Below are 25,176 nucleotides of genomic sequence, written 5' to 3' on the forward strand. Positions count from 1 at the left end.
GCACCAAACATAAAAAACGGTTAAGCAGATAATCTGCTTAACGTTTTTTTAGTTTACCAAAAATTTAGTAATTTGTTTGTTAGTCTGCTTAGTTTCTCTTAGCTTATGCCATAATATATAATCATGAAATGCATCCGGTAGCTCAACGACCATGACATCAGTTTCAGCCGCTTGTTTTAAGGCATTAATGAAACGTTCATTATCCGGGACCAACATTTCATTATCCCCATAAAACAAAATTAAGTTTAGACCAGATAGATTGTTAGCGTTAAACAGGTCAACCACATCACCATTATCCAAGCCATCGATAAACTGTTGACCAATCGTTTGTAAAACATCTAATTCCAAAAACACATCATCATCTTCACGTTTTTGGACAGCAAGATTCGCTAGTGTTAAATCAAGCCATGGCGAGATTGCGATTACTTTATTGATTTGAAGTGCCCTTCGACTAGCCACTTGCAGCATTAAGTAGGCACCGGCAGAATCACCAATCAAGTTGATAGGCAAATCAATCAAATCACATTCATCAAATGCCTTTAAAGAAAAATCAATCAGCTCAGTTGCCTTGTGGGATAACAGCAACGGAAAATCAATAATTTGTAGTTGAGAGTTCGTCTTTTGAGCTAAGTTAATAATAAATCCGAGTTGATCATCATTCATTGGCACCGTAAAGGCACCACCGTGAAAATATACTAGCTGATTATCTGGGTTCTCAACCACATTAAAAGTCACAATCCGTCCGTTATCAATTTCCTGTATATCGACATTTTCCGCTAAGTTGTTGGTTAACCAATCACGCTTCTGGTTAGGCATTAAAAACAGATGTGAAATATCAGCTTTATATTGGTTAATTTTCATTTTATGTATCAATCTTTTCGAACGAAAGCTCATAGCTTACACCTCCTAGGGTATACCGCTTACATAAATATACCACGAAACACTAATTTTGTCTGATATCCACAAGTTCACAAAATCTTCACAATTAGTTCATATTTTAACAACATTTAGTCTTTATTATCCTTTAAAGAAACAGAGGCACATGTGCATCTGTGTGGTATATAAATTAAATCCCCCTTTAATTTATTACTTTTATATTCATATTCTTCCCCTAGAATATAGGTATCTTGAAGATAAGACATCCCCGTGTCTTATCTTTTTTTGTGCCAGGAAACTTGCCCAAGCCAATCTTCACAAAAAAACACATTTTCGTCGTTTTTTGTTAACACCTATTGTGTATATTTAAAACCATAGAGAAGATGATTATACGTAATCTATCTTTCTCCCCCCATATCGCAACAAGCTAATCCCCCATTAACTTGTTGCATCGATATATATTCCCCTCAGAATATAGACATATTTAATCAAAGCGATAAGACACCCCCATGTCTTATCTTTTTTTATCCTTATTTATACAGAAATAGCGATTCCTGGTAATGACATTTCTTACCAAGAATCGCTATTTTTTTATCCAAAAACTCGTTCTAAAATTTGATCTACGTTTCGAATATGGTAGTGGTAGTCAAACGCGTCTGCAATATCTTCTGGTGACAGCTGCGCCGTAATCTTATCATTAGCCGTCACTAGTTCAATAAACTGGATTTGTTCGTCCCAAGCCTTAGCGGTTAGTGGTTGAACTAAATCATAAGCTTCTTCTCTAGTCATCCCACTATCAATTAGTTTTAGCATTACCCGTTGACTATAAATCAAGCCATAGGTGCGGTTCATATTTTTCTTCATCGTTTCTGGAAAAACATCCAAATTAGCTACGATCTTCGTAAATCGGTGCAGCATATAGTCCACTAACATCAACGTATCAGGAATAATGACCCGTTCCGCTGATGAATGAGAAATATCTCGTTCGTGCCATAGAGCAACATCTTCATAAGCTGTGACTACGTGGCCCCTAACAACCCGAGCTAATCCACAAATGTTTTCAGATCCGATTGGATTTCGCTTATGCGGCATCGCAGATGAACCTTTTGTCCAGGATTAAAATGTTCTTCAACTTCATGAATTTCTGACCGCTGAAGCCCACGAATCTCAGTTGCAAATTCCTCAAGACCAGTAGCAATTAAGGCCAAGGTTGAAATGTAGTTAGCATGTAAGTCTCTGGGCAATATTTGAGAGGTAATTTCTTGATTTCTAATTCCTAGCGATTGACAAACATATTCTTCAACAAATGGTGGAACGTTCGCAAATGTTCCGACTGCACCAGAAATTTGCCCGACTTCTAATTCCTTAGCTGCAGCTTCAAAACGGTCTTGATTTCGTTTCATCTCAGAATACCAACGGGCCAATTTTAAACCAAACGTGGTCGGTTCGGCTTGTACCCCGTGAGTTCGACCGATCATGACCGTGTCCTTGTATTGATAGACTTTTTCCTTGATAACTTCCATAAAGTCAGCAATATCTTGACGAATAATTTCATCTGCCTGCTTAATTCGTACACCATATGCAGTATCAACAACATCAGTACTAGTGACGCCGTAGTGAATCCATTTTCGTTCCTCACCTAGTGACTCTGACACATTCCGCGTAAATGAAACGATATCATGGTGCGTGACCGCTTCGATTTCGGCAATCCGATCAACATCGAACTTAGCGTTCTGCTTAATCTTTACAACATCCGCTTCTGGGATATGACCTAATTTAGACCAAGCTTCATCAATGGCGATTTCGACTTTTAACCAAGCGGCATATTGGTTCTCAAGTGACCAAATGTGGTTCATTTCTGGACGTGCATATCTATCAATCATAGTTAAACCCTTTCTCTTGCGATATTAATATCTCAATATTAACATATAGTTCTTGTTTTATCTATATTAAGGCGATAAATACACTGATCAATCGTTTTATCAGCTAAAAAGCGAACGCTTTTATCGAATAACATAATAATCGTAAACATTTACGGTTGATTATTAAGATTACTCCTGCTAACATATAAATTGCTGGGTCAGTTACTCAGCAATAAAATTTAGAGGTGTTTAGATGTCATCTATTGTAATCGTTGGAAGCCAATGGGGCGACGAAGGAAAAGGTAAAATCACCGACTTCTTTAGCCAAAATGCAGATATTACCGCTCGTTATCAAGGCGGAGATAATGCCGGCCACACCATTGCATTCAACCACGAAAAATTCCATCTTCAACTTATTCCATCAGGAATCTTCGACAAGGACAAAACTTCAATTATCGGTAACGGTGTCGTTGTTAATCCAAAATCATTAGTTACCGAAATGGACTACCTCATTGACCACGGCGTTTCTGTTGATAATTTATTAATTTCAAACCGGGCGCATGTCATAATGCCATACCACACCCTCCTCGATGAACTTCAAGAAGAACACCGGGGCAACAAGATTGGAACCACTAAAAAGGGAATTGGCCCAGCATATATGGATAAATACGAACGAATCGGGATCAGAATTGCCGATTTGATCGATAAAGATGAATTTTACAAACGTTTAAAAGCGACCTTAACAATTAAAAATGAATTACTAACTAAATTATATGGTGTTGAACCACTCGATTTCGATACCATTTACAAAGAATACAGTGACTATGCTGATCGCATAAAGCGCCACGTGATCGATTCTTCATATGTCATCAACAATGCATTAGACGATCACCAACATGTCCTCTTCGAGGGGGCCCAAGGATCGATGTTAGACATTGATCAAGGAACTTACCCCTTTGTGACATCATCAAATGCAAGTGCTGCCGGCGTCTCGGCTGGGGCCGGCATTGGTCCTAGTCGAGTCGATAACGTCATCGGAGTTTGCAAAGCTTACACTTCTCGCGTTGGCGAAGGTCCCTTCCCAACTGAACTTCATGACGAAATTGGTGACCACATTCGCGAAGTCGGCCATGAATATGGGGTTGTAACTCATCGTCCGCGAAGAATTGGCTGGTTCGACACAGTCGTTTTGCGGCATTCAGCCAGGATTAGTGGTTTTACCCACCTGGCATTGAATTCCCTCGACTTACTTTCAGGGATTGGCACTGTAAAGATTTGTACTGCTTACAAACTTAATGGTGAGATCATTGAACATTATCCAGCCAGTCTCAGTGAGTTAGATAAATGTGAACCAGTATATGAAGAACTTCCTGGTTGGGATGAAGATATCACTGAGTGTCACACATTCGACGAATTACCAGTTAACGCCAAGAATTACTTAAACCGTATTTCTGAATTGGTCAACGTCCCATATGCTACATTTTCTGTTGGCCCTGATCGAAATCAAACTAACATTGTTAACAACGTTTGGGATTAACCCCACCACGGAGGAGAACATATTATGGAAGCATTTGACTACGAAGATATTCAATTAGTACCCGCAAAGTGTATTATTAAAAGCCGAAATGACGCTGATACTTCCGTTAAGTTCGGCCCTAAAACCTTTAAAATCCCAGTGGTTCCCGCCAATATGGAAACTGTAATGAACGAAGAACTAGCGATTTGGATGGCCAAAAACGACTACTTTTATATCATGCACCGGTTTCAACCTGAAAACCGAACAGATTTCGTCAAAAAGCTACATTCATTAGGCCTCTACGCTTCAATTAGTGTTGGTATCAAAGATGCCGAATATGAATTTATTGACGAACTAGTGGCTGAAAACGCTAAACCTGAATACATCACGATTGATGTGGCTCATGGCCACTCAGATTTTGTTATTGACATGATCCATTACATTAAGAAACAGTTACCGGAAACTTTCTTAATTGCTGGTAATTTAGGCACTCCTGAAGCCGTTCGCGAAATCGAAAACGCTGGTGCTGATGCCACAAAGATTGGCATTGGACCTGGGAAAGCATGTATCACCAAACTCAAAACTGGTTTTGGTACTGGGGGTTGGCAATTAGCAGCCCTTCGTCTTTGCTCAAAGGCCGCTAAAAAGCCAATGATTGCTGATGGTGGTATTCGCTTTAATGGTGATATTGCCAAATCAATTCGCTTTGGAGCTTCCATGGTAATGATTGGCTCAATGCTGGCTGGTCATGAAGAGACTCCTGGTAACTTAATCAGTATTGATGGTAAGAAGTACAAGCAATACTGGGGTTCAGCTTCCGAACGTCAAAAAGGCGCATACCGGAACGTTGAAGGTCGCCAAATGTTAGTCCCTTATCGTGGTCACTTAGAAGACACATTAACTGAAATGCAAGAAGATTTACAATCATCTATCTCATACGCTGGTGGTCAGCAACTTGCAGATATTACCAAGGTTGATTACGTCATCGTCAAGAATTCAATTATGAATGGTGATTAATACCAATTGAATAAATTAAAAAGCCGTTCCCACATCGTGGGAACGGCTTTTTATTACTTGTAATTAAATTTCTGACTTTTCAACGCCAGTTTCAAGATCATGAATTGGTTTTCTAAATAGTCGGCGCGTAATCGGCGTAAGAATAATTAGTCCCAGACCAAAGGCCAGCATAACTAATAAATCATGGAAGTAAATTCCCCAATCTGGCCCGGCAATCGCCTCACGAAATGCATCAATTGCATACGTAAAGGGTAGAAACTTAGCAAAGTTAGTTAAACCACTTGGAATAACTTCCAATGGATATAATCCACCAGTTCCAAAGATTTGCAGAACCATCAGAATAACACTGATAACCTTTCCGACATTTCCGAATGAAAATACCAGACTAAAGATAATCATGGTAAAGACTAATGCCGTAACGAAATCAATGCCGATAAAGGCTAACAGACTTCTTGGTCGAATTCCCAATAATAGAATTTCTCCCGTCAAAGTAATCAGCGTTTGTGTGAAGGCAATTGATAAGTACAGCAGGAACTTACCACCATAGATTTGGTAATAATAAATCTTATTTTCCCGCATCGTTTTTCCAGGTGGATACTTCCAAGCAATAAATGTTGTTAACAGTAAGATTCCAATCCAAATTGATAGGACCGTATAGAATGGCGTTGCACCATATCCAAACAAACCCATGTTATATAACTCTTTAGTTTGGAGCTTAATTGGTGTGGCCAAAATATTCGCAATATCTGGATCACTACCTAACAACTTAATTAATCGATCCAAGTTCTTATTATTAATGAAACTTAATTGCTTGTCCAAACCATTAAGTTGCGCTTGAATGCCGTCGAGTCGGTTTCGAACATCATTGACCCGACTGATTGAAAGACTACTAATAGAACTTCCAGCGCTCTGCAGGGCTTTTAACTCAGGTATTACATCTTTCAATGAACTAATCAGTTGCGCATTCCGTGAAGAACTACTATCAGCTGCATCCCCAACCGCATCCAAACTAGCTGTGGCAGAGTTTGCTTCCTCTGCCGCTAAAGTTAAATTATCCTGTATCTGATTATTTATTCGATTAATTCGCTTAATCAGACCAGAGACGGAGGATTGATTACTACTATTTAAATTAGTTGTGAGTTGGTCCAAATATCGTTGTTCTTGCTTAATGCTCTTCTTAGCATTTGTAAAGTCAACGATTAACTGATTAATCTTATTACTAGGGATAATCGAACCGACAACGTCAAACACCCGAATCCCATTATTCAAACCAGCAACCAATGCATTACCAGCATTTTGGGTTGCTGTGACTTGGCTTTTAATCACACTAGGTGAACTTCGGCATTCAGTGAGCCAACTGCAGATTGTAACGTATCTGCTTGATTTTGAATTGAATTCAAAGCGCTATTAACACTATTTTTAGTAGTATCCGCGTTAGTCTTCGCCGCACTCATTAAATTTTGCTGCTGAGTTAAAACATTACTTAAATCATCAATTTGCTGAGAAACTCGCGGAATTCCCTTTTTAACTGTCGACAAGTACGCTTTAACGTCTTGAGAATTCTTATTAACCCGTTTTAACTGGTTATCAGCCTTTTTAATGGTCGAAATTGAATCATTAAGCGTGTCGCGAATTCCCAAGATTTCAGATTTATGAGTACTTAAGTCAACTCCTGTTTTGTTCAACTGTTTCAAAATTAGGCGACCACTCAATTGAGTAAAACTACTCCTAATCTGTTCAGTTAATGAATCCTTAGCCTGACTAGTGATTTTAGTCGCAGCCGGGTTTAACTTCTCATTAGATTTATAAACCACCGTTGGCTTTTGCGGATTATTACTGGCTAATGATGCCAGTCGGTCAGAGAAGTCACTAGGAATCTCGATCATGGCATAATACTTTCCTTGATCAAGACCATTATTACCTGCCCAATCGTTAGTGATTACCCACTTTACATCGTGGTTCTTCTTTAGCTGTTCCACGATTTGCTTACCAATATTTAAACTTTTACCGTTAACGGCTCCCCCTTCGTCATCATTAACTACGGCAATTGGTAACCGCCGAATATTTTGCGTGGAGTAAGGATCCCAGGAAGATTTAATATTTAATAAAGCATAAGAAGCGGGCACTAAACAAAATGCCATAATCGTAATTAAGACGGGTTTACTATGAAAAATTTTTGAAATGTCGTTTTTAAATAGTTTAAAAATAGTTGTCATAGTTCCTCAAACTTCTTTATGGTAACAGGTTCAAAATGAAATTCACAAAATTAACAACCTGTTGAGTGACTTGGTGAATGCTTTGAATTGTTGTATATGATTTATTGATTAATGATTGTGTTAATTGAATGATCTGTTTACCGTCTTCTAGCAAGATCTTGTTAATTTCTTGAATCTTTTTAACATCGCTTGAATTGTTAAATGTTTTTGATAAAGTATTCAGCTTACTAATTACTGAAGCGATCGAATCGTGACTATTGATAGTTTCAAGTAACTTAATCACATTTTGACGATTCTTAGTTGAAATTGAATTGATTAGTGAAATAATTCTTCGCAATTCCGCACGTTGTTTGGTAAAATTCAACAGTTGCACTAAATTACCACGCCAAATCCAACCCTTAACCTTACCATTGCCATTTTTAACGTAGTAATAAACAGCTTTATTTCCATTAGCTTTTCTTACAGTTGCTGAACGATAAGTGTAAAATGTAGTTCGAGGATAGTTATCAGCATTATGAGCTTTTTTAGTTAATTTGGCAGACGTATAGATATACCCACTCACTGCCCGGTTGCTGGTCTTTGAAATTTTGGTGTTCCGTAAGACTGTTGCACCCTTTGACTTAGCATTAGCTGAAACAGTGAGCAAGCCACCGACTCCAACCAATACACTAAAGAACAATACTATGTTTCTGATAATTCGTTTCTTATCCAAAAAGTTCACCTCATTTTTAGTTAATCGCCTAAATTAGATGGCGCTTGTTAATAGTTAACGTATGCATTACTATATAATATAACCCAATTGTCGAATGAACAATACCTTATTTAATAGTTTAGAATCCCGAGGTTTTAATTAATGATCAAAAACATCCGTTCAATCTACTTACGAGACTTAAGAGCAATCTTAAAGAACAAGGCGGCGTTATTAACAATTTTAGCGCTTTGTGTCCTCCCAAGTTTATACACATTAATCAATGTGGGGGCAATCTGGAACCCATATAGCGCCCAAGAAACCGGCCGTATTCCAGTGGCAGTGGTCAATGAAGACCAAGGAGCCAACTTGAACAATCAACAGATAAACTTCGGCACCCAAGTAATCAAAACTTTGCATTCAAACAATAAAATTGGTTGGCGATTTGTAGATAAAGATACCGCTGAACACCGATTAAAGCAAGGGAAGTACTATGCTGAAATCATCATTCCGAAAAACTTCTCGGCTAAATTAACTAGCATTGCCTCAGCCAATCCCCAACGGGCGACCGTAGTGTTTAAAACTAACACCAAAATAGTCCAATGGGAATTAAAATTACTGAAACTGCTGCGCAAACTTTAGTTACGCAAATTAAAAATAAATTCGTCTATCAAATAAACGAAACAGTTTTCTCGTATTTAAACAAAGTCGGTAACAAGCTTGGCAATAACCAAGCCAATATTCTTCAACTTAAAGACCTGATTATTGCGTTAGATGATGGTATGGACTTAGCAACCAATTCCCTTACCTCTATTAATGGCACCGCCAGTGGAATGGCCACTGCCCTTGAGGAATTAAAAACTTTTAACTCAGCCACCCAGGGAAATAATACCTTACAAAGCATTTCAGAACTCAACAGTTCAGGATTGCAATCAGCAAGAAGTTCACTAAACTCCGCTGCTGATAATATTAAGGATAACATAAATCAAGTAACCGCCCGACAGACCAGATTGAATCAACTATATGGTCAACTAAATCGAGCAGTGAACCAGAATAATCGGGCTCGCGTCAATTCGTTAGCTCAAGAAGCAAAGTCAGAAATTGATGTACTGCAATCACAGACTAAAATTCTTTCCGCATTCTTAAGTGCATTTGATAATAGTAACCCGCAAATCAATAGTCTTAGTAACCAATTAACGACTGCTAACAATCGGTTAAGTTCAGAATCGTCAGCAATTCGTTCATTACAATCATCAACTAATGGTTCCACTGCCGCACTTCAATCAGCTACTTCCCGTGCGATTCAAACTAATCAGCGGGTTAATCAGAATCTCGGATCCAGCTTAAACACTTCTATTAATAACGCATCAGCTGCAATCGATAGCGCCGTTGCTAGTATGATTAATAGTTCGCGCCAAACTAGTGCGATTTTAGGTAGTTTTAACCGGGTTAAACAACTTAATAACCAAGCACTAGACAACGCCATTTCTGGTAACAAGCTAATCGCCAACTCGGCTAATAAGTTAGCTAAACAGCTAACCGATTATAAAGATGACATTGCTAAAATCAGTAGCCAGCTGAAGCTAACCAGTGATGGCGACATTGCCAAAATTTTAAGTATTCTCCAAAGTGATCCAAAACTAATGGCTAGCGACCTAACCACCTTATTCAATGTTAAAAGCGAATCAATCTATCGGGTGGCGACATTCGGTGAGGCGTTTGCGCCAAGTTATATGGCCGTTTCCGTTTGGGTTGGTTGTACCATGCTAATTTCTGTATTAAAAACCACAGTTCCTCGCAAGAAACGCTTTAAATCAATTACTCACCATGAAGAATATTTTGGTAAAATGCTCTTGTTCTGGACGTTGTCTTTAATCCAAACGTTCATCATTATTACATCAGCTATCTTCGTATTGCATGTCCAAGTTACCAATATGTTTATGATCTTTATTGTAGGAGCGTTCGTTTCAATAACCTTCTCCACTATGATCTACACTGCGGCCTCACTTCTAGGTAACTTAGGAACGGCACTAATGGTGATTTTAGTTGCATTGCAACTAGCCGGTAGTGGGGCCATGTATCCGGTCCAATTAAATCCATTATTCTTTAGAATTATTCAACCATTGTTCCCCTTTACCTATGGAGTGGGAGCATTCAGAGAAGTGATTGGTGGAATTAACATATCAAGTCTAACCGTTGACTTTTTCTTCTTGACGGTTATGTCCGCAATTGCCATTTTGATTGGATCCATTCTTAAAATTCGCATCGTTAAGATTTCTGATAAATTGGTCCGGGCATTCAGGGAAACCGGCATTGGAGAATAATATATTGTTATAAAACAAAAAAGTTACGCTCACTAAATGTGAACGTAACTTTTTTGCACTAAATAGCGCGCGATTAAATTTTTTGCTTCTATATTAATACTAGATTAATACCAGCCGTGGGCTTCCCAAAATGACTTAGCATTACTCCAAGAACCATAGCGACCTTGAACATAATTATTAGCCACCTTTTCCTGGTTAGCTGGTGAAAAATCACCATTTAAATACGCAGCATCTAATTGATATCTACCAATATATTTACCATTAGTAACCCCATATGAACCTCTTGACTCATGATAAGCAATCCAAGCTTTTGGTGAGCCTTCATGGGCTTGTTCAGCCAGCTGTTCCGCAACTTTGACTGAAACGGCGGCAGTTTGGTTATAAGTGTTAACCTTTGGTGCTACTGCTGGCTGCGTATTCTTTGAATCTTGTTCATTTATGGCTTGAACTTTTTTGGCAGGTTGAGCCTTTGTAGCATTACTTTGCTTATTCCCAGCTAAAACATTCAACTTTTGTCCAACCTTAATTAAATTTCCTTCAAGGTTGTTGGCTTCTTTAATCGAATCAACGGAAACATCGAATCTCTTTGAAATCCCATCAAGGGTATCGCCTGACTGAACCGTAACGGTCGTTGCCTCTCCGGCGGTGAAGCCTCCGAGGAAGAGTACTGCAACAAGCGCTGCGAAAATAATAGAAAATAATTTCTTCAAAACATACACTCCTATAGCTAGATGTTAGTTGCCTTTTTAAGAACAACGGACAACATACTACAGGGTAATTATTACTATAAAATTTCGCTAATGTTAAAAAAAACGCCTATTTTGTCATGTGTGTAACCAGTTTGCAACAATAATCTTATCTTTTTAGGTTCCTGATACCACTTTCAATCCATACGTGGCCCATTATTTCGCTTGGTCCCCACTTCGCTTAATTCCAATTCCAGTGTAACCACTTAAAATTGAAAAAATTGGTGATGCTAAACTGAAGATTACAAAAGGCAAATAACTTAATGTGGAAACTTTTAATGCATTAGCTGCGAAAACTCCAGCCACGCCCCAGGGAATTAAGTAGTTAATGACCGTTCCACCATCTTCTAGCGCCCGACTTAAAGTAACTGCGGCAAGCCCCTGCTTTTCAAACGTTGATTTGAAAGCATTCCCTGGCAAAATTACTGATAAGTATTGTTCACCAACAAAGATATTTACCCCAATTCCACTTAAAATAACTGCTAAAATTAGTGACCCAGTTGATTTTAGGCGTTTTGATAATGGCACCATCACTGAATCGATAATGCCAAACTTCATTAATAAACCACCCAATGCTAATGCACAGATAATCAAACTAACGGTTGCCATCATTGAGGCCACTCCCCCACGACTTAGCAGAGCATCAACGGCTTGGTTGCCTGTATGGGAAACAAATCCATTACTCATAATGTTAACTACTTCAGCAATCTTGGTGCTTGGAGCTGAAATAAAGAGCATTCCTGTTGCGACAACTATGTTAATAAACAACGTAAAGATAGCCGGAATTTTGATCCACGCACAGATAAACATCAATGCAATTGGTAAGAATGCCCAGCCGGAAACGCTAAAGTGACTCGTTAACGAATTTACAGTCGAGTTAATTGTCTGACTTGAAAGTTCCTTACCACTTTGGCCGATAAACATAAACACAACAAATGAAGTTAACCAGGCCGGAATCGTTGACCACATCAAGTTTTTTATATGATCAAATAAATCAGCGTCGACCACTGCAGAAGCCAAGTTAGTTGAGTCCGATAATGGTGATGTCTTATCCCCGAAAATTGCTCCTGAGATAATTGCCCCCAGCAACCATTGCCGGGTTCATTCCCATTGTGATTCCCATCCCCATAAAGGCAATTCCAACCGTTGAGATAACGGTAAAGGCACTTCCAATGGCCGTCCCGACAATTGTACAAACAATGAAGACAGATGGCAAAAACCATTTGGCAGAAATCAAATGAAAACCAAAGACCATTAATGATGGAATTACTCCTGAGGCAATCCAAGTACTAATTAGGATTCCAATTAAAAATAAAAATAAAGATTGGAATAATCCCGGTTTGGATACCATTAACAATTCCATCATTTACTGAACTCCAAGAAATCTTCCGGGCCTTGGCCCAACAAATTAATAAAAAAATAACTAACAAAATTGGAATCTCAGGGGCTAAAGCGAGCTTAATCACACTAACTCCCATAATTAGTAACATCACAATTAAAATAATTGCACCTTCGGCGAGACTAACTCGCGGACTACTTTGTTCTTCCATATCTATTCCCTCCAAAATGTGGTTAACTAGTTTTTTAGATAAAAAAAGTCCCTACTGCAACAAACGTTACAGTAGGGACGAATTGATATCCGTGGTACCACCCAAATTAAGCCAAATAAACCGACTCACTCACTAGATGGTAACGGTTCTAGTTATTTTCCGAATGACCCCCACGGTATTTGATTTAATCGCCCTGACCGGTTCGCATCACCCACCGGCTTTCTTACACCCAGACAATTAAACTACTTAAATGTGGAGTCGTCATTAATATGATTAGAATAATACCATTAAAAATTTTGAACGTCAACTATACTTCTAATTGCCGTTCTTTAAAGAATTCAAGTGGATAATAAACCTTGCCACCCTTATTATATAAGGCCCCATCATACAGTAATTTAATTAGATTAGCATTTAAATTGATTGGCAACGTTGAATGAATATTAAAATTGTCAGCAAAAATGTAACCATTTTGGGTAAAGAATTCACTAAAATCAACGGCGCTCATTGCTCGATAACCAGCTAAGCGAGCCCGGGCTTCGATTTCCATCAAAATTTGTTGGCCAATGCCATGTCCTTGATATTCTGGAACCACGCTTAACTCAACGATCGAGGCGATTGAAAATGGCTTGGCATTATCCCCAACCATTACTTCAATCATCATTGCATGACCTAAAATATCGCCACCGGTCGTTTTAACAACAACTTCAAAATCATCGCGATACTTTGAAAATCCTCGAAGGCGATTAACCATCGCGACTTCATCACCATCGTGATTTTCACTACCATTACCGTAACTTTTAGCAATTACCTCATCAATTCTATGATGATCACCCGGAACTGCCGTTTCAATCGTATATTGCAAATCCATTCATCTCTCTATCTGTATAAATACTATTGATATATAATTATCATTAAACATTAACTGAAAGCAGGTATCCCACCATGAAAGCTAAAACCAGATGGACACTTATAGGTATTTTAACATACTGTATTTTTGCTGTTATCACATTCGGATTTAATTTACTATCGCCAGCCAGAGTAGGTATTACCTGGACTGTATTTTGGTATATTGCTGCTGCCTTGATTATCTATTATATCTGCTTTAAAAACTTAGTCTTTCGCCGCATGCTGTATAACGCACGTCAGTTACATATGACCAAAACTGATCTAGCAACATTATTGCCAAATATGAAACAAAGCCAAGATATTCCAAATCCTGACAAGCACCAACCTTTTAGTCCATTATTTACCTTTTTCCCTTCAAAATCTTGATAAGCTTGATCAAGAGCTACAAAAAAAGGCTACAGAGCAAGGCATAAAGCCTTATGAATAATTAAAAACAGGTCCAACGCAATACGTTGGACCTGTTTTTAATTATTTTTCTGAATTTGTCTCTGCTAGTTTTTTATCTAAATAAGCAGCTAACTTTTCTTTGGGATAAACTCCGGTAACCTTTTCAGTAGCCTTACCATTTTTAAAAATTACTAAACTAGGAATACTCATAACTTTATACTGTTCAGCAATATCTTGATTACTATCAACATTCATCTTGCCAAAATGAATTTTACCCTCGTATTGAGTTTCCAATGTTTCTAAAACTGGATCCATGATTTTACAAGGACCACACCAAGGGGCCCAAAAATCAATCACTGTAAGCTCATTATCAGTTTCCTGATTAAGGTTATCCCGCGTTATCGTTACGCTCATGTTTATTCTGACTCCTTCTAATGTAATGAATTATCATTGTAATTACGATAGCCAACACAACCACCAATCCAAACCATGTGGCGGGAATTTCAATATCAATGGCAGGGATGGATAACATCAACTTAATTGCAATTAACGCGATTAAAATGTACGCCATTGGCTGTAATTCCGGTATTTTTGCCATCAGTTTCATAATCACTTCAGCAACACCCCGCATCGCTAATATTCCAATCATCCCACCAATTAAAACAATTACTGGATTATCTGAAATTGCTAATGATGATAAGACGGAATCAATTGAAAAGACAATATCCATAAATTCAATTTGAATAACCACTGACCAAAACAGTGAAAGTTTGCCTTTTTGCTTTAGCTTGCGAGTATGAACCACCTTGGTCTTACGGAAATACGACCAAACCAAGTATAGCAAGTACAAACCACCGATGATTTTTATTTCCCAAAAGTTAATTAGGAAAGTCCCCACCCCGATGATTAGAAACCTAAATACATAAGCGCCCCACAAACCGTAAAATAATGATTTTTCCCGCTGGCTTTTTAGTTGGTAATACCTGAGTTTGGGCAGCTAATACCACCGCATTATCTACTGACAACAAACACTCAATTATCACTAGCGAAAATATAATCAACCAATCTGATGAAGACGTAATAACCATTTCCCAATTGTGTAAGTCAAAAAATGGCCCATATAATTCCTCAAGTATGCCCAATGAAAAAATTCCTCCTCAATAATTGAAGATTATCGTAATTTAGACTATTTAATTTCTGTAAAGTTTATTCTATCATCGATTTCAAAAAAACGGGGACTTTCTGCTGTAATCATTTCATCCGTTAATTTTATCTTGATAATTTGTTTTTCAGAATACGTTTGATAGTATAAAGTTCGACTTTCACAGCAAACTGCGGCCCGATAAACCGAATATGTCGGTTGGTGTTCACTACTCTTAGGCACATTAACTGAATCTAATAAGTGCCAGCAATTATCCACTGCTCCAGCCTCATCATCGGGTAAATCAATTCTTTCCTTTAAATAGGCCGCCCGAATGAAACGTGATCCCGGAGTATATGAACCAGGTGGTGTCATCTTCCCAGAAGCATTTCCTGTCGTCACCCGCGCAGTGTTCAGTGGAACTGTATGATTATTAAAATCATCTGTAAACTCAACATAGTCACCCAATCGATCTAACTGGCGCTGGAAATGATTAGAGTTAGTCACCACACCTAAGGGGTTATCGATCACTTCAATTGGATGAGTAACTGGTTCAATAACCACAATCCGACCAGTTGGATCGCTTGCTGCGAAATGAAGTTCGGAATGGCCATACTTCTTTAAACTATACTTATCAGCCATCAACTCAATTTGCTCTATGTGATCAATAATTTCAGCAACTGATTTAAATGTTGACAATAAATAGTAGGATAATTCAAATGGGGCCAAGTGAACCTTATCATCAGTTGGTTCAACAGTTAACTCTGAACCATTTGTAAAAGTCAACTTTTGCACTGCCAAACCATATTCATTCACGCCATCAGAAATATCAATTTCATGGTCATGTTGACCGCCAGATCCTAAAACCGCGTATCTGCTGATAAACTCATGATTATCAAATACTGATTGCCAATGAAAATGCCTAGGAACTGCAACGGGTTTAGCTCCTAACCTTGGCCAATCCATCGTCCTGGCAAGCACGTGGGTACCATCTTTTTGACCAATTTGAAATATGCTCGTACACAAATTACTCTCCCCCAACTCTTAATATTTAATTAATTCGTTATAATTTTTTCATGATTATCAAAATTTACTTAAGTGCTCTAGTTTTAAATGGTATTCTTATATAGTAGTTATTTTTATAAACATTCTAGGAGACCGATTAAATATGAAGCAAATTATAAAAAACTTACATAACAATCGCATATTTACGCTAATAGTATGGTTGATAGTCGTCTTGATTGCAATCATTTCTGCTCCCAATATTACCAACACAATCCAGCAGTATAATGAGCCATCATTAGCCACAAGCTCGCAACCAGTTAAAGCCGAAAAACTTCAGGGTAAATGGGGATATAACCTGAAGGGGACGATTACCATGAATTTGGTGTATCAAAATCCCAACCAAAAAATAACTGACAAACAACAACAAAAAATTAACAATCAGTTAGCTTCACTAATTAAGCACCAATCATATTACAATATCAAAAAGATAACTACTATTGATACTAATTTACAAGGAAAACCAGCTATGGTTTCCAAAGATGGTTCTACAGAAATGGCCACTATCCAAATTAATGCTAATGGAAATAGCCTTCGCGTATTAACCGACCAATTGACCGATCAAGCCAGAATAGCTGGTCTAAAATCTTATGTAACTAGTCCTCAAATTGTTAGAGACGTTAACAACGCTAAGATAGCTCAAGTTACTAAGATTAGTTTGATTGCTTTATTTATTGCCTCAACGTTAATCATTGGTATTTATTTACGTTCAATCTTTGCTGCCTTAATTTCATTTGTAGTATTATTTTCATCATTCGTTACTACCTATAGTTTAAGTTTGCACTTGGCTGAACACTTTAATTGGCCATTCTCAGAGTATTCTGTTCTAGAACTTGGTATCGCCACTTTAGTTATTGGGACCATTTGGAACATCTATATTCTGAGACGCTTTGGTGAACTACTGAAAAGCCAGCCTGAATCTCACTATTCCACCAAACAAACAATTGCGGACATCCGCTTTCCAGTCACCATTGTCGGTTTAGTTTTAACCATTATTTTTGCTTGCACTAGCTTCATTAAATTCAGTGAGATTCAGTCACTATCCTTGCTTGCAATTGCCTATATTGTCCTAATCTTAGCGACCCTAACCTTATTACCAGTCTTCATGGCTGCATTAGGTGAAAGCATCTTCTGGCCAAGTCCATCATCTGGCAAAATTGGTAATTCCAAGTACTTCGAAAAAGCAGCTGCCTTTTCAATGTGGCAACCATTTGCAAGTTTATTGCTAGTACTCTACTTAACGCTACCATTCATTTACTTCTTTAATAATCGGTTGAATTATTCACCAATGACTAACTTAACTCAGCAGAATCAAGCAATTAAAGGAGCTCAAACCCTTAATGCGCACTTTACGCCTGGTAAATCGACCCCCGTCACCGTGTACATTCAAAGTACCTCACCTATTAATACCGAGAAAAATCTAGGTGCCTTGGATACCTTAACAACCAAATTAAAAGCAACCAACCATGTTGATTCAGTTTACTCATTAACTCAACCAGGTGGAATGCCAATTGAGAAATATTACGTTGCTAACCAATTACAAGCCATCGCCTTGATACCAAACAAGCGACGGGCCAACTAGCCAAAGCCTCGGTTGGTATCAAAACTAATCAACAAAATTTAGATTTATCGGGCTTACAACAACAAGTTAAGGATATGCAATCGATGATTAATCGGAGCAATAGCATTGTCAGTCGAAGCAGTACCTTATCGAACCAAGTAAGCCAAGCAACTAGTTCGGTTAGCACCACTGAACGTCAAAGCGCCTCTCGAAGAATACGTCAATATCAATCCAAAATTAGTAGTTTGAATCAAGAATTACAATCTGTTCAGTCTGGATTATCACAATTGGTGACCACTGGTCAAGCTTTACAGAGTTTCAGCCAAACCAACTACACTTACTTACGCAATTATCGCGAACAAATTAAGCTTGTTAATCAACAACTTAAAGTTGTTAATCGTAGTGTGATTGCCTCTAATTCACAACTTAACGGAATCTACGCCTACCTCGATAGTTTGCAAAACTCTCAAGCAGCTAACATTTACTTTATTACTAAAAAACAATTAAATGGAGCTGATTTCAAACAGACCTTAGCTAACTTTGCCAGTCAAGATCAAAAGACAACCATGTTACAGGTTGTCTTTGATAAAACACCCGATACCGGTAATAATTTCAAACGAATTAACCAACTACAATCACAAATCAAACTTCAACTCAAAGGTACCCCACTTGCTAGCGCTTCAGTTGCAATTGATGGTGAACCAGTTATTGAATCAACGGTTGAAAGTAAAATGAATGATAACTTTGTTATTTTAATTTCCGTATTGGTAATTGGATTACTATTAGGTGTTTTCATTCTTAGTCGAGCAATTTTACAACCCCTATACTGGACAGCAGCATTTGTGGCATCTGCATTTACTGGCTTCCAATTAGCCTATCTAACCATGCGGTTTATTGTCCACGTGGAAGCATTTGATTGGCAAGTACCGATAATTGCTTTATCAATTCTGACAGCCATGGGATCCTGGCAAATCATTAGTTTAGGATTATCGCTCCGCTACACTGAGCTTCCATTAATTGATTGGTTAATTCCAACCGTTAAAAGTTACGGTACGATTGTTCGCTACATTTTGTTAGTTGTAATTGTCATTGCTATTTCACTAACATTTGGGGCTTCCAATGCTCTAATTGAAGTCGCCTTAATCGTCATTTATACGACCCTTGCCTTTTACTTAGTGTTACCAATGATTATCGTTTCACTTGGAAAATTAGCAGTTACCCTACCTAATAAAGACAATATCATCAAAAATAAATAGTTTTTTATCAAAAACCACCCTGTTTTGTTACAAAAAGCAGGGTGGTTTTGTTACACAGAGAAAAGCCGTTATACCAGCGTTTTAAGCAATAATTTTTCGAGTGTTGTGAACTATGTTGCAATCTATAAAATTCATTTAACTGCATTGATATTATTTTGTTACAGTTATGAAATATTCTATTGGTATTCTATTCATTGTTAAATACGAATAGGAGTTGTTGAAAAAATTATGAAATTACATAAAAGTATTTTATTAAGTTTGGTAGCATTATTCACATTATTAACCGCAGGTTTCTTCTCAATCGAGGCAAGTGCCAAAGCCAAAGCTGATATCGACACTAGCTCAACAGACAACATTACATACTCACAAATTTACACTACTGCTAAATCAAAGCTTGGTTCACCATACATCTGGGGTGCTACTGGTCCTACTGGATTTGATTGTTCAGGTTTCACTAGTTACGTTTACAAGCAATCAGGTGTTACAATTGCCAGAACTGCTCAAGCTCAATACAATACTAATAAGCACGTTGCTTACAAAAACATCCAAAAGGGTGATTTAGTATTCTTTGGGGGCAACGCTGCCTCAATCTCACACGTTGGTATGTACATCGGTGGCGGTAAGATGATTGATGCTCAAAACCGCGGTGTTATTACCGAAAATGTTAAGGCTCCATGGTGGCATTATGTTGGTTCAGCACACGTAACAGACCTCGACTAATATTTAACATAATCTAACAACAACTAATAGATAATAAAAAAGTACGTATGACGGAAGGTCATACGTACTTTTTTATTATCTATATTTTTAATGCCATCATCCGATGCCGAATTCCTGCTTCCATAAAAGGTTCCGAAATCACTTTAAACCCCAGCTTTTCATAGAACCCAATAGCGGTTTCTTGGGCGCCTAAATAAAACTCTGTGGCCCTAGTGAATTGGGGATCAGCAATTAAAGCTTGAATTACCGCTTTAGCTACTCCCTGACCCCGATAAGGTTTCAAGGTGGCCACCCGTTGAATATGCACGCGGTCATCCTCTAAAGTCCCTCTAGCGGTGGCTGCTGGCTTATCATCCACGTAAGCCACAAAGTGAACGGCATTGTCATCACTGCCATCAAATTCATGGGCTGGAACAACACCTTGCTCTTCAATAAATACCGTTCTCCTAATCATTCTAGCATCTGTGTAAATCTGACTGGTTAAGTCAGTAGTTGTTCTTACTTCCATGAATCATCCCTACTTTTCGTTATATGCAATGACTTTGGCATCATCACCATTAATCTCTAATTTGGTTAAACTGCCATTGGCTGGCCGCTCTGAAATATTAAATTTACCATTACCGTACCGTTCAACAACACTTAATAAAGTATTACCATGACTAACTAATAACACGTTATCGCCATCAGAAATTTCTGATTTTGTTTAATTAAATCAAATCCCGCATCGACTCGTTGCCAATATTCAGCGTTATCTTCAGCCTGGTGAAATGGATCGGCTGCTTTTAATAAGTCCTTAGCCTTCCCAATTGAATACTTAGCAACAATATCTTTAAAGGTTGGCAACCCATGTGGTGCTCCGGCTAAGTACCATGCCTGATCCATGTCAGTTCCCTCGTAGTACCCATAAAATTCTTCACGAAAATGCATTGAGGTAATTGGCTTATCAATATTTGATACTTGATTCTTATCTAAAATCATTTGAATTGTGTCCATTGCTCGCGTTGTATCGCTACAGTAGGCAGCAGCAAACTTAACGTTAGCAAGTTTGTCGCCAGTATCAACCGCATTTTGAATACCTTTTTCTGTTAGCGGAGAATTACTCCATCCTTGCAACTTATTATAGATGTTAAAATACGTTTGGCCGTGCCGGACCATATACAATGTAAATTTTTTAGCCATTTAAATCACACCCCTTACTTTTTACTAATTCAAGTATACCAACTATCATTAATTGCGGCGATAATCAGTTAAGATTTTGGCAAGGTTCTAAATATAACTTAACTTTCATAGTTACTCTGGTAAGATGTAACAAGTAAACAACATTGAAGGAGCCCCTGTTTTGAAATATATAACAAAAATCCTGGAAAAAAGTAGTAGCCGGCGTGGCTTTTTAATTTTACTAGCCACTCTATTTTGGATTAAAACTATGATTGCATACTTTGCCGATTTTAAATTAGGTATTCAAAATCCATTTCAATTTTTGATTGTCATTATTAATCCAATTGCGACAACTACATTACTATTAAGCATTCCCCTCTATTTTAAAAAGAGCCGCGTCTTCTATCCCAGTGCCTTTTTAATCACTATTTTACAAACCGTATTACTGTATCTTAACGTCATTTACTTTAGAGAATTTACCGACTTTATGACTGTCAGTACCATGACTGGTTATTCTAAAGTTAATCAAGGACTAAGTGGTAGTTCGCTAGCGTTAACCAACTTCCATGATATTCTTTACTGGCTAGATATCGTTGTCGTCGTCCTCTTGCTAGCCTTTAAAAAAATTAAAATCGATCACCGACCATTAAATAAACGAATTGGCTTAGCCACCAGTTCACTAGCGGTCCTTTTATTTACAGTCAATCTATCTTTAGGTGAGATGGATCGTCCCCAGCTGTTAACAAGAACCTTTGACCGGACGTACATCGTTAAGTACCTTGGTCTGGATGCGTTTACGACTTATGATGGTTTAAAATCCCAACGTAGCAACGATTTACGAGCAACCGCTACTAAATCAGAATTAAACGACGTGCTTAAATTCACTCGAAAACACTATGCCAAACCCAATCCTAAGTACTACGGGATGGCTAAAGGCAAAAACGTCATTGTCATTCATCTAGAAAGTTTCCAACAATTTCTAATTGGCCAAAAAATTAATGGCCGTGAAGTTACCCCATTCTTAAATAAGTTATATAAGAGCAAATCAACTTTTGCCTATCGCAACTACTTCCATCAAGTTGGTCAGGGGAAAACGTCTGATGCTGAAAATATGATGGAAACCAGTACTTACGGACTACCTCAAGGCTCTTTGTTTGCCCAATTAGGTAGTGACAATGTGTTCCAAGCCGCACCAGCTATTCTTAACCAACGTGCTGGATACACTAGTGCCGTTTTTCACGGCAATATTGCTAGTTTCTGGAATCGTAACAATGTTTATAAAAATATGGGCTATCAAAATTTCTTTGATGCAAGTTACTTTGATACCACTGGTGACCGCTCATTAGGATATGGATTAAAAGATAAATTATTATTCAATGATTCCATCAAGTATTTACAACACCTTCAACAACCGTTTTATGTCAAATACTTAACGGTTACTAACCATTTCCCATTTGATCTTGATAAGGAAGATACTAACTTTAAAACAACTAATACTAGTGACCAAGCTGTCAATAATTACTTTTTAACAGCCCATTATCTTGATCAATCCGTTCGAGAATTTTACAAATATCTCAAAAATCCGGATTGCTAAAGAATTCGATGATCGTCCTTTATGGTGATCATTACGGAATCTCTGACTCTGAAAATAAGAGTCTCGCAAAAGCCATCGGTAAAAATCCTGACACGTGGGATGATTTTGATGACGCTCAAATGCAACGAGTACCTTATATGATCAATATTCCTGGAATGAACAAAGGATTTATTTCTAATAAATACGCTGGCGAAATTGATGCCCTACCAACTGAAATGCATCTGTTGGGTATTAGTACTAAACGCTATATTCAATTCGGGACGGACTTACTTTCTAAGCAACATGACCAAGTGGTCGCCTTCAGAAATCAAGATTGGGTCAGCCCGGCATATACTTCAATTGGTGATACAATTTATAGTAATAAAACTGGTAAAGAAATTACCCCTTCTAAAGCTCAACAAAAAGTCATCGATAATAACAAAAATCAAGTGCGTACTGAATTATCACTTTCCGATTCACTTAATTCAAAGAACTTGCTTCGGTTCTATCATCCTAAAGGATTTGAAACTGTTGATCCTCGGAAGTATAACTACGCAGATAGCTTAAATAAAGAGATCAAGATTGAGAAAAAATTGGGCAAGAAATCTAAGAGTTTGTACTCAGAAAATGGTAATAAGTCGACTCAAAGTCTATACAAGACAGATGCTCCAGAGATTCACCACAAGTCAACAAACTCCAGCCGAATCAAGATTACTAACCCAGACGCTACTCACGAAAGTTCTCGGTAATCGAGGTCAGATAACATGAAAGTAAATGTAAAATCAGGCACCATCTTAATTTATAATATTTGCTTAACTGGACTAGCTATTTTCTCGATGGTCCTAACGGCACTATCATTAATTGGCACAGTCTCGCTTCGCCATGGAACCTTTGGTGTGGTTTTCTTTCTCATCTGGATTGTTTTCTTTATCGATTACGTCGCTAGATTCTGGTTTGCTAAGTCCAAGAAGGATTTCTTAATTCAAAACATGTTTGATTTAATTGCCCTAATTCCTTCACACCCAGTCTTTGCCTTCTTCCGGATTTCCCGGATAATTCAAATCATCAGGTATCATCACCTGTTTTGGAAATTAGGTTGGTCTGGCAAGTTCACAAAAAGTGTTCATCGTTTCCTCTATGACACTGGTTTTATCTACCTATTATCGATCAGTTTAGTGATCGTAATCTTTAGTTCCTTAATCTTTGCGGCATTTGAGCATGATTCCCTAGAAAAATCACTTTGGTGGGCTATCACCACTGCTACCACTGTTGGTTATGGCGATGTGACCCCGACTACCGGGGGCGGCAGAATTATCTCGGCCGTCTTAATGCTTGGTGGTATTGGATTTATCGGTTTGTTAACCTCAACTATCACGGACTTCTTTACAGATCAAGATCAAGAGGACGAACAAACCAAGAGTATTCAACAGTTAACTAACCAGGTTGAACACTTGTCTAAGCAAGTGGCTAAGATGCAGAAAACCTTAAATGCGAATCAAGGCAAACCTGCCACTAGTAAGAAACATAAAGCTAAAAAATAATTAACAACCAATGTAAAAAGCACGATCCTGATTCCAATCAGATCGTGCTTTTGCTTATCACGCGTTTCAACGATTAACGCTTAATCGAGGTACTGTGAACGGGACCGCGTCTATCAGGATAAATGCTTCTCATCGCCTCATTGACGGCTAATGGCGCCTCGCCAAAGCCAGTGGCAATTAAGGCCTGTTTAGTCTCATAATCCGCAACATCCCCAATGGTAAAGACGTTTTTGATATTAGTAATCCCACTGACACCACTATGAATCTTGCCACGACTACCTTCTGGATGAACTTCCCAACCAGATAAAGCATCGTCTTGAGCAATAAAGCCATAGTTGACTACGATATCATCTACCACCATACTCATTTCTTCGTCGCTCTTCATTTTTTTAGCGGTAATTTTTACTTGATCACCTTCACTAGCTAGTTCACTGATTAAGTATGGGGTCACTGTTTCAACTGTGGATTCAGTTAATAAATCAACACTATGTTCCATCGCTCTGAATTTATCTCGGCGATGTAATAAATAAACCTGTTTAGCAACCGACTCTATTAATAGTGCTTCATCAATCGCAGCATCGCCACCGCCTGCAACCAGCACCGTTCGATTCTTAAAATGATCCAAATCTTTCACACTGTAGAACAAATTTGTTCCTTCAAATTCATCGCTGTTATCAACTGCCAGTTTACGAGGATTAAATGCGCCAACTCCGGTAGCGATAATAATTGATTTTGAGACTGTCATTCCGTTATTGGTAATCACTTCAAACGCATCACCAACTTGTTTGATGTTCTGCACAGTTGTATTTAATTTTACTTCAGTGGCCACGGTTTGTAATTGTTGCTCTAGTTGGGCAATTAGTTCCCGGCCCTTGATTTGCGGATAGCCCGCCACGTCAAGAATAGTTTTTTCCGGATACAAAGTCGCCACCTGGCCACCTAATTCAGCTAAACTTTCAATAATCTGAGTCTTGGCATTTCTCAAACCAGCATAAAAGCCCGCAAACATCCCTGCTGGTCCACCACCAATGATCGTAATATCATAAACTTCATCGTTATTCATAGTATCTTCCCAT

General features: G+C 38.1%; 19 protein-coding genes and 5 pseudogenes. 10 read left to right on the plus strand and 14 right to left on the minus strand.

Features of this window, described 5'->3' with window-relative positions:
• Positions 1-48: 48 nt before the first annotated feature.
• Together NBRC111893_RS01035 and purB are read right to left on the minus strand one after the other, a co-directional pair.
• Positions 49-894: an alpha/beta hydrolase gene (locus NBRC111893_RS01035; protein ID WP_125007670.1), complete on the minus strand. Its 846-nt coding sequence runs from the start codon at positions 892-894 to the stop codon at positions 49-51.
• A 573-nt stretch (positions 895-1,467) separates the two neighbouring features.
• A pseudogene (purB, locus tag NBRC111893_RS01040) lies at positions 1,468-2,759 on the minus strand (adenylosuccinate lyase).
• A gap of 232 nt (positions 2,760-2,991) precedes the next feature.
• On the opposite strand from purB, the gene NBRC111893_RS01045 reads away from it, so the two are divergent.
• Both NBRC111893_RS01045 and NBRC111893_RS01050 read left to right on the plus strand, forming a co-directional pair.
• Positions 2,992-4,275, plus strand: coding sequence for an adenylosuccinate synthase (locus NBRC111893_RS01045; RefSeq protein ID WP_125007671.1), 1,284 nt, complete (start codon positions 2,992-2,994; stop codon positions 4,273-4,275).
• Positions 4,276-4,299: 24 nt separating this feature from the next.
• On the plus strand, positions 4,300-5,271 hold the full coding sequence (locus NBRC111893_RS01050; protein ID WP_125007672.1) for a GMP reductase: 972 nt from the start codon (positions 4,300-4,302) through the stop codon (positions 5,269-5,271).
• 63 nt (positions 5,272-5,334) lie between these two features.
• On the opposite strand, the gene NBRC111893_RS01055 is transcribed toward NBRC111893_RS01050, so the two are convergent.
• Genes NBRC111893_RS01055 through NBRC111893_RS01065 form a run of 3 tightly spaced genes read right to left on the minus strand, consistent with a single transcriptional unit; the run spans position 5,335 to position 8,199 of the window.
• Positions 5,335-6,597 (minus strand): YhgE/Pip domain-containing protein, encoded by a 1,263-nt coding sequence (locus NBRC111893_RS01055; protein ID WP_160114423.1) that lies wholly within the window; start codon positions 6,595-6,597, stop codon positions 5,335-5,337.
• Positions 6,594-7,487, minus strand: coding sequence for a YhgE/Pip domain-containing protein (locus NBRC111893_RS01060; RefSeq protein ID WP_125007674.1), 894 nt, complete (start codon positions 7,485-7,487; stop codon positions 6,594-6,596). Before NBRC111893_RS01060 ends, NBRC111893_RS01055 begins: the two co-directional genes overlap by 4 nt.
• Before the next feature lie 16 nt (positions 7,488-7,503).
• Complete coding sequence (locus NBRC111893_RS01065; RefSeq protein WP_125007675.1) at positions 7,504-8,199, minus strand: D-alanyl-D-alanine carboxypeptidase; 696 nt, start codon at positions 8,197-8,199, stop codon at positions 7,504-7,506.
• Positions 8,200-8,340: 141 nt separating this feature from the next.
• On the opposite strand from NBRC111893_RS01065, the gene NBRC111893_RS01070 reads away from it, so the two are divergent.
• Together NBRC111893_RS01070 and NBRC111893_RS01075 are read left to right on the plus strand one after the other, a co-directional pair.
• Complete coding sequence (locus NBRC111893_RS01070) at positions 8,341-8,817, plus strand: YhgE/Pip domain-containing protein (RefSeq protein ID WP_125007676.1); 477 nt, start codon at positions 8,341-8,343, stop codon at positions 8,815-8,817.
• Positions 8,778-10,499, plus strand: coding sequence for a YhgE/Pip family protein (locus NBRC111893_RS01075; RefSeq protein ID WP_125007677.1), 1,722 nt, complete (start codon positions 8,778-8,780; stop codon positions 10,497-10,499). The genes NBRC111893_RS01070 and NBRC111893_RS01075 overlap by 40 nt, the downstream gene beginning before the upstream one ends.
• Before the next feature lie 104 nt (positions 10,500-10,603).
• On the opposite strand, the gene apf is transcribed toward NBRC111893_RS01075, so the two are convergent.
• From apf to NBRC111893_RS01090, 3 genes and pseudogenes are all read right to left on the minus strand, one after another.
• On the minus strand, positions 10,604-11,209 hold the full coding sequence (gene apf / locus NBRC111893_RS01080) for an aggregation-promoting factor (protein WP_160114424.1): 606 nt from the start codon (positions 11,207-11,209) through the stop codon (positions 10,604-10,606).
• 192 nt (positions 11,210-11,401) lie between these two features.
• Positions 11,402-12,795 (minus strand): annotated as a pseudogene (nhaC, locus tag NBRC111893_RS01085) (Na+/H+ antiporter NhaC).
• Between the two features lie 307 nt (positions 12,796-13,102).
• Positions 13,103-13,663: a GNAT family N-acetyltransferase gene (locus tag NBRC111893_RS01090; protein ID WP_225417459.1), complete on the minus strand. Its 561-nt coding sequence runs from the start codon at positions 13,661-13,663 to the stop codon at positions 13,103-13,105.
• Between the two features lie 74 nt (positions 13,664-13,737).
• On the opposite strand from NBRC111893_RS01090, the gene NBRC111893_RS01095 reads away from it, so the two are divergent.
• On the plus strand, positions 13,738-14,067 hold the full coding sequence (locus NBRC111893_RS01095; RefSeq protein WP_225417460.1) for a hypothetical protein: 330 nt from the start codon (positions 13,738-13,740) through the stop codon (positions 14,065-14,067).
• 102 nt (positions 14,068-14,169) lie between these two features.
• Here NBRC111893_RS01095 and trxA read toward each other — a convergent pair whose 3' ends face one another.
• From trxA to NBRC111893_RS01110, 3 genes and pseudogenes are all read right to left on the minus strand, one after another.
• Positions 14,170-14,502, minus strand: a complete 333-nt coding sequence (gene trxA / locus NBRC111893_RS01100; RefSeq protein ID WP_125007679.1) for a thioredoxin — start codon at positions 14,500-14,502, stop codon at positions 14,170-14,172.
• Positions 14,477-15,230, minus strand: a pseudogene (locus NBRC111893_RS01105) (TerC family protein). The gene trxA and the pseudogene NBRC111893_RS01105 overlap by 26 nt, the downstream one beginning before the upstream one ends.
• A 44-nt stretch (positions 15,231-15,274) precedes the next feature.
• On the minus strand, positions 15,275-16,255 hold the full coding sequence (locus NBRC111893_RS01110) for a choloylglycine hydrolase family protein (protein WP_125007680.1): 981 nt from the start codon (positions 16,253-16,255) through the stop codon (positions 15,275-15,277).
• Positions 16,256-16,397: 142 nt separating this feature from the next.
• Between NBRC111893_RS01110 and NBRC111893_RS10905 the strand changes: the two genes are divergently transcribed.
• The 3 genes from NBRC111893_RS10905 to NBRC111893_RS01120 all read left to right on the plus strand — a co-directional run bounded on the left by NBRC111893_RS10905 (position 16,398) and on the right by NBRC111893_RS01120 (position 19,828).
• Positions 16,398-17,873, plus strand: coding sequence for an MMPL family transporter (locus NBRC111893_RS10905; RefSeq protein WP_225417461.1), 1,476 nt, complete (start codon positions 16,398-16,400; stop codon positions 17,871-17,873).
• 74 nt (positions 17,874-17,947) lie between these two features.
• A complete protein-coding gene (locus tag NBRC111893_RS10910) occupies positions 17,948-19,108 on the plus strand; it encodes an MMPL family transporter (protein ID WP_225417462.1) in 1,161 nt (386 codons plus the stop codon).
• 228 nt (positions 19,109-19,336) lie between these two features.
• The gene (locus NBRC111893_RS01120; RefSeq protein ID WP_125007681.1) at positions 19,337-19,828 is read left to right on the plus strand and encodes a C40 family peptidase; all 492 of its coding nucleotides are present in this window, start codon (positions 19,337-19,339) and stop codon (positions 19,826-19,828) included.
• A gap of 79 nt (positions 19,829-19,907) precedes the next feature.
• On the opposite strand, the gene NBRC111893_RS01125 is transcribed toward NBRC111893_RS01120, so the two are convergent.
• Positions 19,908-20,336 (minus strand): GNAT family N-acetyltransferase, encoded by a 429-nt coding sequence (locus NBRC111893_RS01125; protein ID WP_125007682.1) that lies wholly within the window; start codon positions 20,334-20,336, stop codon positions 19,908-19,910.
• A 9-nt stretch (positions 20,337-20,345) separates the two neighbouring features.
• Positions 20,346-21,007, minus strand: a pseudogene (locus NBRC111893_RS01130) (histidine phosphatase family protein).
• 160 nt (positions 21,008-21,167) lie between these two features.
• Here NBRC111893_RS01130 and NBRC111893_RS01135 point away from each other — a divergent pair.
• Positions 21,168-23,308 (plus strand): annotated as a pseudogene (locus NBRC111893_RS01135) (LTA synthase family protein).
• 15 nt (positions 23,309-23,323) lie between these two features.
• Entirely contained in the window at positions 23,324-24,100 is a 777-nt protein-coding gene (locus NBRC111893_RS01140) for a potassium channel family protein (RefSeq protein ID WP_125007683.1), read from the plus strand.
• A 73-nt stretch (positions 24,101-24,173) separates the two neighbouring features.
• Here the strand turns inward: NBRC111893_RS01140 and NBRC111893_RS01145 are convergent, their stop codons facing one another.
• The gene (locus tag NBRC111893_RS01145) at positions 24,174-25,163 is read right to left on the minus strand and encodes an NAD(P)/FAD-dependent oxidoreductase (protein WP_125007684.1); all 990 of its coding nucleotides are present in this window, start codon (positions 25,161-25,163) and stop codon (positions 24,174-24,176) included.
• Positions 25,164-25,176 lie beyond the last annotated feature (13 nt).

It is taken from the genome of Lentilactobacillus kosonis, from assembly GCF_003864335.1.
Taxonomy (GTDB): Bacteria; Bacillota; Bacilli; order Lactobacillales; family Lactobacillaceae; genus Lentilactobacillus; species Lentilactobacillus kosonis.

Excerpts from the sequence above, each read along its gene's own strand:
- NBRC111893_RS01035 (WP_125007670.1), bottom strand. The coding sequence starts at position 894 with ATGAGCTTTCGTTCGAAAAGATTGATACATAAAATGAAAATTAACCAA.
- NBRC111893_RS01045 (WP_125007671.1), top strand. The coding sequence starts at position 2,992 with ATGTCATCTATTGTAATCGTTGGAAGCCAATGGGGCGACGAAGGAAAA.
- NBRC111893_RS01050 (WP_125007672.1), top strand. The coding sequence starts at position 4,300 with ATGGAAGCATTTGACTACGAAGATATTCAATTAGTACCCGCAAAGTGT.
- NBRC111893_RS01060 (WP_125007674.1), bottom strand. The coding sequence starts at position 7,487 with ATGACAACTATTTTTAAACTATTTAAAAACGACATTTCAAAAATTTTT.
- NBRC111893_RS01070 (WP_125007676.1), top strand. The coding sequence starts at position 8,341 with ATGATCAAAAACATCCGTTCAATCTACTTACGAGACTTAAGAGCAATC.
- NBRC111893_RS01075 (WP_125007677.1), top strand. The coding sequence starts at position 8,778 with ATGGGAATTAAAATTACTGAAACTGCTGCGCAAACTTTAGTTACGCAA.
- NBRC111893_RS01090 (WP_225417459.1), bottom strand. The coding sequence starts at position 13,663 with ATGGATTTGCAATATACGATTGAAACGGCAGTTCCGGGTGATCATCAT.
- NBRC111893_RS01095 (WP_225417460.1), top strand. The coding sequence starts at position 13,738 with ATGAAAGCTAAAACCAGATGGACACTTATAGGTATTTTAACATACTGT.
- trxA (WP_125007679.1), bottom strand. The coding sequence starts at position 14,502 with ATGAGCGTAACGATAACGCGGGATAACCTTAATCAGGAAACTGATAAT.
- NBRC111893_RS10905 (WP_225417461.1), top strand. The coding sequence starts at position 16,398 with ATGAAGCAAATTATAAAAAACTTACATAACAATCGCATATTTACGCTA.
- NBRC111893_RS10910 (WP_225417462.1), top strand. The coding sequence starts at position 17,948 with ATGCAATCGATGATTAATCGGAGCAATAGCATTGTCAGTCGAAGCAGT.
- NBRC111893_RS01120 (WP_125007681.1), top strand. The coding sequence starts at position 19,337 with ATGAAATTACATAAAAGTATTTTATTAAGTTTGGTAGCATTATTCACA.
- NBRC111893_RS01125 (WP_125007682.1), bottom strand. The coding sequence starts at position 20,336 with ATGGAAGTAAGAACAACTACTGACTTAACCAGTCAGATTTACACAGAT.
- NBRC111893_RS01140 (WP_125007683.1), top strand. The coding sequence starts at position 23,324 with ATGAAAGTAAATGTAAAATCAGGCACCATCTTAATTTATAATATTTGC.
- NBRC111893_RS01145 (WP_125007684.1), bottom strand. The coding sequence starts at position 25,163 with ATGAATAACGATGAAGTTTATGATATTACGATCATTGGTGGTGGACCA.